This window comes from Synechococcus sp. R6-7 (genome assembly GCF_047461695.1).
Classification (GTDB): domain Bacteria; phylum Cyanobacteriota; class Cyanobacteriia; order Thermostichales; family Thermostichaceae; genus Thermostichus.
The window spans coordinates 1-7,731 of sequence record NZ_JANSHS010000344.1 but is presented as its reverse complement, the minus strand read 5'-3'; the positions used below and the strand labels follow the sequence as shown (position 1 = coordinate 7,731).

Sequence of the window (7,731 nt, the reverse complement as noted above, 5' to 3'; positions counted from 1 at the left end):
GACGGAGTCCTTGAAAAGCCTTCTGGCCCCATGCATTCAATGTCTTGGGTGTAGGTGCAGTGTCCTGGTTTGCATCGAAACTGCCTTACGGGTGAACTCACTAAAACTCCGTCCCGCCATTGTGAACACAGCTCAAGATTAGGGTTCCCACTTCGTCAATGACACCTGTCCAACCGGCTTCGATCACCGCAGTTGCCTCCGGCATCTCGACAATTGCCGGCCCGCGCAGTTGAAACCCCACACCCATGCGCTGCCGATCGTAAACCGGCACCAGGCGCATCCTGCCCCCAAACCATGCCTCTCGCCGACCCTTGAGGGGATCCCCTGGCAAAGGGTGGGGTGCAGTCAAAGGCACGGTGGGTAGGGCCTGCACCGCCTGTAGACGCAACTGAATCACCTCCACCGGCTGGGCCAAATCCTGCCATCCATAGCGTTGTCGGTGGGCCTGGTGAAACTGCTGTTCCAGATGAGCAATCGGATCCGACAACCGCACTGGGATCCCCAACTCAAAAGACTGGCCGCGATAGCGCAAGTCCAAGCTGAAGTGCAACGCCGGCTCCTGCAGATCGGCTCTCGCCTGGCGGATCAGGGGTTCTGCCCATTGAGCCAGCAGGGATCCCCCTGAAGCGGACGTGAGCTGCCGCAGAGGTTGGAGGATGGCCCGCCGATAGTCTCGCCGCAGATCCGCCAAAGCCATTCCCAGCGCCGAGAGCACCCCACAGGCAGCCGGGATCAAGATCGTGCGGATGCCCAGCTCTTCTGCCAAAGCACAGGCATGCATGGGCCCGGCTCCGCCGAAGGCCAACAGGGCAAAATCGGCGGGATCCAAACCCCGCTCCACGCTGATCACCCGCAAGGCCCGCGACATGGTGACATTCGCCAAGGTGCGAATGCCAACGGCAGTTTCCTGCAAGCTCAAGCCCAAGGGATCCGCCAGCGTGGCAATAGCCTGTTCCGCTAGCCCCCGCCGTAGCTGCACCGAGTCGCCCAGCCGACCGCCATCCGGCAGGTACCCCAGCCAGAGGTTGGCATCAGTAACCGTCGGAGCCCTTCCCCCCCGACCGTAGCAGGCCGGCCCGGGGTTGGATCCGGCACTCTCTGGCCCCACCTGAAGCCCACCGCCGGGCAGCAAATGGGCCAGGGATCCGCCGCCGGCACTGACGGTGTGGATGTCAATTTGGGGCTGTTGCACGGGCAAGCCGCACACCACCGCTGCGGGAGTAACCTGGGGGATCCCATCTTGGATCAAGGCCACATCCGTGCTGGTTCCCCCCATGTCGAAGCTGAGCAAGTGGGGGTAGCCACTCAGGCGACCCAGATAGGCCGCCCCATAAACCCCGCCTGCCGGCCCCGAGAGCAAAGCCAGCGAAGCATGAGCTGCCGCCTGAGCAATGGAGGTCACCCCGCCGGAAGACTGCATGATCAACGGTTGGGGGATCCCTCGCTCCCGACATCCTTGGGCCAAGCGGTGCAGGTAGCCCGCCAGTGCCGGGCTGAGGTAGGCATCGATGGCGGTGGTGCTGAAGCGCTCGTATTCGCGGAACTCCGGCGCCACCTCGCAAGACAGGGAAAGATGTAGCTCCGGGAAAGCCTGTCGCAAGGCCATTCCCAGCCGCTGTTCGTGCTCCGGGTAGAGAAAAGAAAACAAAAACCCCACCCCAATAGCGCGGATCCCATCCCGCTGCACTCGTTCCCCCACCTCCTGCACCACCCGCCGGATTTCGGCATCGGTGAGCGGCTCCAACACTCCACCCACGCTGCAGCGCTCCTTCACCTCCAGGCAGTGGTGGCGGGGCACCACCGGCTCCGGCTTGGGCTGCGTCAGGTCATACAGAGAGGGGCGGTTTTGACGGGCAATGGCCAGCACATCCCGAAAGCCCGCCGTGGTTAGAAACAGGGTGGGGGATCCCTTGCGCTCCAGCAGCGCGTTGGTGGCTACCGTCATGCCATGGCAGAAGAGGTCAACCCAGAGCACCCCCAGCTTGTCCAGCGCCGCAAAGACCCCCTCCTCAGGGCTGGGGGTAGACAGCACCTTCGCCGTCTGCATCTGGCCATCCTGCAAGAGCACCAGATCGGTAAAGGTGCCCCCCACATCGATCCCCAGGCGGGCCAAGCTGCGGCTTGCTTCCGTCTGATCCAGATTGGCCGGATCGAGGTTGCTACCCAACGCTGATGCGACCATGGCTTCTATCGCTTCTATAGTCCATCGCTGTCCTTCACCAGCCCTGCCCGAACGGCATCCAAGAACTGGCGGGCAGTGCGACCGGAAAAGCCGTTTTGCTGTTGGGCCCAGATTAAGGCCTGGCGGCGCAGGGCATCCAGAGATTGGGTGAAACCCAGCCGCTGGGCCAAGTGTTCTACGGTTGCCAGGTAATCTCCCTGGGTGAAGGGGGTGAAGGTGAGGGTGAGGCCGAAGCGATCCCGCAGCGACAGCTTTTCCTGGACCGTATCCCAGGCGTGGACTTCTTGATCTTGGGGATTGGGACGGTCGCCGAAAAACTCGCGGATGAGATGGCGGCGGTTGCTGGTGGCATAAAGGCGCACGTTGGGGGGCGGCGCAACGAGATCCCCCTCCAGGAGCACCTTGAGCTGCTTGAACTCGGTTTCCTCTGCCTCAAAGGAGAGATCGTCCACAAACAAGATGAAAGGCAACACCTGCGCCCGCAGCTCTGCCAAAATTTCCGGCAACTGAATCAAGTCTGTTCGCCTCAGCTCCAATAGGCGCAGCCCCTGCAGGCCGTAGCGGCGCAACAAGGCCTTCACCAGGGAAGACTTGCCCGTACCCCGCGCCCCGTAGAGCAACACATGCAAAGCCGGATCCCCCCGCAGCAGGGCTTCGGTGTTGGCCGCCAACTGCTGTTTCTGCCGTTCGTAGCCGTAGATCTCCTCCCAGTCAGACAGATCGGGAGCAGGGATCCCTTCTAGCCCTGCTGGCCCCCAGCGAAAGGCCCAGTAGCGAGCACAGATTCCCACCCCTTCTCGGCGATAGTGGGCAATCAAGTCCTCCAGGCTCAGGCCCCAATCGGCAAAAGAGCGGGGATCCCAGCCAGCGCTATCGGTTTCCCCATCGGGCCAGGGGATCCCCAACCCCAACGCCTGCATCTGCTCGGCAATGGTCTCCTGACTGTCCGCTAGGGTTTGCAGACAGCGCAGGTCGTGGCGGGCAGCCTGCATAAGAGGCTCTGGGATCCCTTGGGGCTGCAGCGCCGCGCGGGAAAAGGGGTTATCGGCCCAGCCAATCTCCCGGATCAGCCACTCCCGCCAGCTCAGGCCCTGCCGGGCCAAAAGCTCAAACCAGCGCCCGTAGGCCGCCCAGCAAGGCAAGGGATCCCCACTCATCAACTGCTGGATTAGCTCCTGCCAGGCTAGGGCTAGGGGGTGGGTGCAGATGTCCCGGAATACCAGCAGCTTGGCCGCTGCTTCTGCTGCTTCTTGGAGGGGGGTCATCGCTTGAAGCCGCTCTAACTTGGCGTTGCTTATCCGCTCCCTAGGGGAGGAGACTGGGGGTAGTTGCGTTAACAACACGGAGCGCTTGAGTTACCTGGCATTGTCCCGCCGGCCCAGTTCATAGAGGCCTCCGCCGACGCAGGCGATCAGGCCGCAGGAGACGGCCCAGCTTTTGCCCAAGGAGATCTCCGTCAGGGCTACCACCAAGCCTGCTGCCAGCAAAAAGGGAAGGGTGCTCAGCAAGGAAGCCAAAGCTCCACTGGGATCCCATAGCAATTGCTTTTCCCAGCTCTCCTGCAGCTTTTGATGCAGCGGCGAAAACCCCCACATTAGCCCTAAGCCCCACAGAGCCGTGGCGGCCCATAAAGAGGGGCGAAGCATCTCCCAGCCCACAAGTCCAACCCCAACGGGATCCACCGGTCAACTCCCAACCCTGCCTTTCTAGGCTAGCGGGATTGGGCCCAATCGGTGGCGGTAATGGTGGTGCCAGGAAATTGAATGGGGTTGCCCAAGCTCCGGATTTGGGCCTGGAGAGCTGGCAACAGCCGCAAATCCAAAAGCGGCTCCTCCACGATCTCCGCCGGGATCAGATCCCGTTCTAGGGCAAAGTGGGCCGTGTGGCCGGCGGCGGTGCCAATGGCCCATTCCACCGGATGCACCCGGTAGGAGGCACTGGCAATGCGGCTGGTGGCGATATTTTTGTTGCCGGCTAGCAGATTGTCAATGCGCTGGGGGATCAGAGCCCGCAGGGGGATCTGGTAAGGGTAGCTGGGGGCCTGCGCGTCTTTGTTGTTGCTGGGGGGCAGGGAAAAACCCGGCAGCAGGCAATCGTGAAAGTCGATGGGGTACTGGCCCACCCCCACCGAGTCGTAGAAGATGAAGGGCCGCCCGCGGTTTAGCTCCGATTCCCGCGTGGTGATATCCGACTCGTAGATGGTAAATCCCTGCGGGTAGGCCCCACTGGGGCGACCGATGATGCGCCGTGACTCGCGGATGTAGGGATATTTGGAAAGGCCGCTGGCAGTTCCCATGGGGGTATTGGGCCCCCGTAGGTAGGCATAGCGCAAGTAGAAGTCTTTTTGAAAGTTGGGATCCTCCTGTTGCAGGAGAAAATCCGTCCTTCCCGCCACCAGCCAGTAGAAAAAGCCCTTAGCATGCTGCTCAGCTCGCCGCAGGGCTTCCACCCGCAGGCCCCCCATCCAGCCGCCCGGCTGCAGTTGGCCTGAGGCCTGCAGTTGCTCGTGGGTAAGGATGAGGTTCATCTCCGGGCCGGTGATGCGCCAGTCGTTGCCCCAAGTCCAGTTCTGCATGGATTGATCCCCCACCCGGATGGCCTCTTCCCCAAAGCCGAACACCTGCCCCCGGATGCGGCGGTAGGTGAAGATCAGCGCAAAGTTGAAGCGAGGGTGTTCGTAACTGTAGTAGGGGCCGTGCAGGGGATCGTTGTAGAACTCCGGCTTGACCGGCACCTGCGGCACGGGGAAGCGCTCCATGACAAAGGTGTAGGTGAAGCCCTGGGTACAGTAGGGATCCACATAGGGCTTGGAGCTGGGTTCCCAGCGGCTTTGGCCATCAGTTCCCAGGCGGTAGGGCACCCGCGCCAAGGGCAGCAGCTCGCCGGTTTCGGTGGCATCGATCACCACCCAGGGCAGGGTTTTCCCCTGGCGTTCTGGCGGCGGCTCAAAGCGCAGGATCTCCTTGTCCCAGTCGTCGGTGGGCTCCAGGCGGTAAAAGTCCAGGAGATAGGTGGACAAATCCCCCCGCTGCTCCGGCTCCACGCCGGCGTGTTTGGGGATGTTGCGAATGGCCTGCACACTGCGGATCTGAGAGTCTTTGATCTCCAAATCCTTCACTACCGTCTCGGTGAACAGCCGCAACTGCCCCGACTGCAGATAGGGATCCAACATCTCCCGAATCACCTGGTGGCCCACCTGCGGGGAAAAGCAGAGCACGCTTACCCAGCACTTGCCGGGATTGGGATCCCCGCCGTATTTTTCCCGTACCCGCCGGCGAAACTCGCTGTAGCCTTTGGGGAAGATGTCATTTTCTCGTTGCAGGGGTCGCTCGTCCAAAGCCGAGACTCCCTGGGCGCTCACCTGCCCCCCGATCCAATCGGTGATCTCCGTCATGCACACCTGCCGGCCCAGTTGCAGCGCGTCATAGGCCGCCGCCACCCCCCCCAGCCCACCCCCCGCGATGAAAATCTCACAGGGGATCCGGGTTTCCGGCAAGGGCTGGGCCAGAGCCGCTCCCGCCCCGAGGATCCCTACTCCCAACGCCACACCGCTCCACCCCAGAAGGTTGACCTGAAGTTTCATCGAATGACCTCTCCACACCCACGCTACAGCTTGGCCTTTTGGACTTTCCCGCAACCTCTATCATGGGAGAAAGCCTTGCGGATGCTCATGCCGGATTCCACCTTTGTCATCACCACCCCCATCTACTACGTCAACGCCGCTCCCCACATCGGCAGCGCCTACACCACCCTGGTGGCGGATGCCATTGCCCGTTACCATCGCCTGCGGGGCAAGGATGTGCTGATGGTGACGGGAACCGACGAGCACGGCCAGAAGATCCAGCGTACCGCCGAAGAACGGGGCGTTCCGCCGCAGCAGCACTGTGATGAGTTTTCTGCCGAGTTTGCGAAACTGTGGCACCTACTCCACATCCGCCACGACCGCTTCATCCGCACCACGGATCCCCGCCACAAGGCCATTGTGCGGGAGTTTTTTCAGCGGGTTTGGGATCAGGGGGATATTTTCGTTGGGCGGCAGCAGGGGTGGTACTGCGTTGCCTGCGAAGAGTTTAAAGACGAGGCGGAGCTGCTAGAAGGTGGGTTTTGCCCTCTGCACCCCACCAAGAAAGTGGAGTGGAAAGATGAAGAAAACTACTTTTTTCGCCTCTCCCGCTACCAGGAAAAGCTGGAAGCCCTCTATGCCGAGCAGCCGGAGTTTATCCAGCCGGAAAGCCGCCGCAATGAGGTGATTAACTTTGTCAAGCAGGGCCTGCGGGACTTTTCCATCTCTCGCCCTAGTGTCTCCTGGGGGATCCCTTTTCCGGCGGATCCCGGCCAAACCCTTTATGTTTGGTTTGATGCCCTCATCAACTACATCAGTGCTGCTTTGGATCCTGACGACGAGCCCACCTTGGCAAATGCCCTACGCCGCTACTGGCCTGCGGATGTCCACCTGGTGGGCAAGGATATTGTCCGCTTCCACGCCATTTACTGGCCGGCCATGCTCATGTCCGCAGGTCTGCCCCTGCCCAAGCAGGTGTTTGGCCACGGCTTTCTCACCAAGGATGGCCTCAAGATGAGCAAAAGCCTGGGGAACACAGTGGATCCCTTTGAGCTGGTGCAGCAATACGGCGCCGATGCCGTGCGCTACTACTTCCTGACGGAAATCGAGCTGGGCAAGGATGGCGATTTCAGCGAGGGCCGCTTCGTTGACGTGCTCAACGCCGATCTGGCCAACGATCTGGGCAATCTGCTCAACCGCACCCTCACCATGCTCAAGAAATATCAACCGGACTACCGCATTCCCGCCGTCGGGATCCCGGCTGACCACCCTCTCAAAACCTTGGCCGAGACCCTTGCCCCTCTGGTGGCCGCGGCCTACGAGGGGATGGATCCCGGCTCTGCCGCCCGCAAGGCCCTCAGCTTAGCCCAGGCCAGCAACAAATACCTTGATGAGCAGGCTCCTTGGACGCTGCACAAGCAAGGGCAAAACGAACGGGTGGCCCAGATCCTCTATGCCGTTCTGGAAAGTGTGCGCTGGGTGGCAGTCCTGCTCTCCCCCCTCATTCCCGCTCTCAGCCTCAAGATCCTGCAGCAGCTGGGGTTCTCCCTCGCCGACACCCTGCAACTGCGCTGGGATCCCGATGCGACTTGGGGCCAGCTTCCCCCCGGGCAAGAGCCCCAGCCTCCTACGCCTGTCTTTCAGAAGATCCTGAGGAACGCCTAGGGATTGGCGATGTCCGGTCGGGAAGATTGGGCAGCGGCTTGGGATCCCTCTGGTGTGGCTCCGCCGGCAAAAGGGCGGTCACCTCCCAGGGGAAGTGTTGATGAAGCAGCGGAGAAAGAACGGTTGGATGGGTCGGATGGGCGCAGCCGCGGGTTGTGAATCGCGCCAGTGGTGGGGGGCACTTCGCCGGACAGCGTCTGCCAGGCTGCCCGTACCCCTGCCCAAAGGCTGCGGATATTGACCTGGGCGCCACGGGCTTGGGTGCGTGCTCCTTCGATGGAGCGGTTGACCTGCTTCACCACTTGCCCAGCCCCTTTCACCC

Annotated in this window: 5 protein-coding genes and 1 pseudogene; 1 reads left to right on the top strand and 5 read right to left on the bottom strand. The window is 61.8% G+C overall.

All coding sequences use genetic code 11. The features are described from left to right. Positions 1-100: 100 nt before the first annotated feature. The 4 genes from NW815_RS10365 to NW815_RS10350 form a co-directional block, all read right to left on the bottom strand. Positions 101-2,182, bottom strand: a complete 2,082-nt coding sequence (locus NW815_RS10365) for a hydantoinase/oxoprolinase family protein (RefSeq protein ID WP_414388437.1) — start codon at positions 2,180-2,182, stop codon at positions 101-103. Between the two features lie 14 nt (positions 2,183-2,196). Beyond that, positions 2,197-3,447: an ATP-binding protein gene (locus NW815_RS10360; RefSeq protein ID WP_414388436.1), complete on the bottom strand. Its 1,251-nt coding sequence runs from the start codon at positions 3,445-3,447 to the stop codon at positions 2,197-2,199. Between the two features lie 90 nt (positions 3,448-3,537). After that, on the bottom strand, positions 3,538-3,828 hold the full coding sequence (locus NW815_RS10355; protein ID WP_011433810.1) for a hypothetical protein: 291 nt from the start codon (positions 3,826-3,828) through the stop codon (positions 3,538-3,540). Between the two features lie 65 nt (positions 3,829-3,893). Continuing rightward, entirely contained in the window at positions 3,894-5,765 is a 1,872-nt protein-coding gene (locus tag NW815_RS10350) for an FAD-dependent oxidoreductase (protein ID WP_414388433.1), read from the bottom strand. Positions 5,766-5,852: 87 nt separating this feature from the next. Between NW815_RS10350 and metG the strand changes: the two genes are divergently transcribed. Then, a complete protein-coding gene (gene metG, locus NW815_RS10345; protein WP_414388438.1) occupies positions 5,853-7,409 on the top strand; it encodes a methionine--tRNA ligase in 1,557 nt (518 codons plus the stop codon). On the opposite strand, the pseudogene NW815_RS10340 reads toward metG, so the two are convergent. Then, positions 7,406-7,731, bottom strand: a pseudogene (locus NW815_RS10340) (hypothetical protein); the annotation flags it as partial. The gene metG and the pseudogene NW815_RS10340 sit on opposite strands and share 4 nt — an antisense overlap.

What these genes read in the sequence shown, in the direction of transcription:
- metG (WP_414388438.1), top strand. Translation starts at nt 5,853, where the DNA reads ATGCCGGATTCCACCTTTGTCATCACCACCCCCATCTACTACGTCAAC.
- NW815_RS10350 (WP_414388433.1), bottom strand. Translation starts at nt 5,765, where the DNA reads ATGAAACTTCAGGTCAACCTTCTGGGGTGGAGCGGTGTGGCGTTGGGA.
- NW815_RS10360 (WP_414388436.1), bottom strand. Translation starts at nt 3,447, where the DNA reads ATGACCCCCCTCCAAGAAGCAGCAGAAGCAGCGGCCAAGCTGCTGGTA.
- NW815_RS10365 (WP_414388437.1), bottom strand. Translation starts at nt 2,182, where the DNA reads ATGGTCGCATCAGCGTTGGGTAGCAACCTCGATCCGGCCAATCTGGAT.
- NW815_RS10355 (WP_011433810.1), bottom strand. Translation starts at nt 3,828, where the DNA reads ATGCTTCGCCCCTCTTTATGGGCCGCCACGGCTCTGTGGGGCTTAGGG.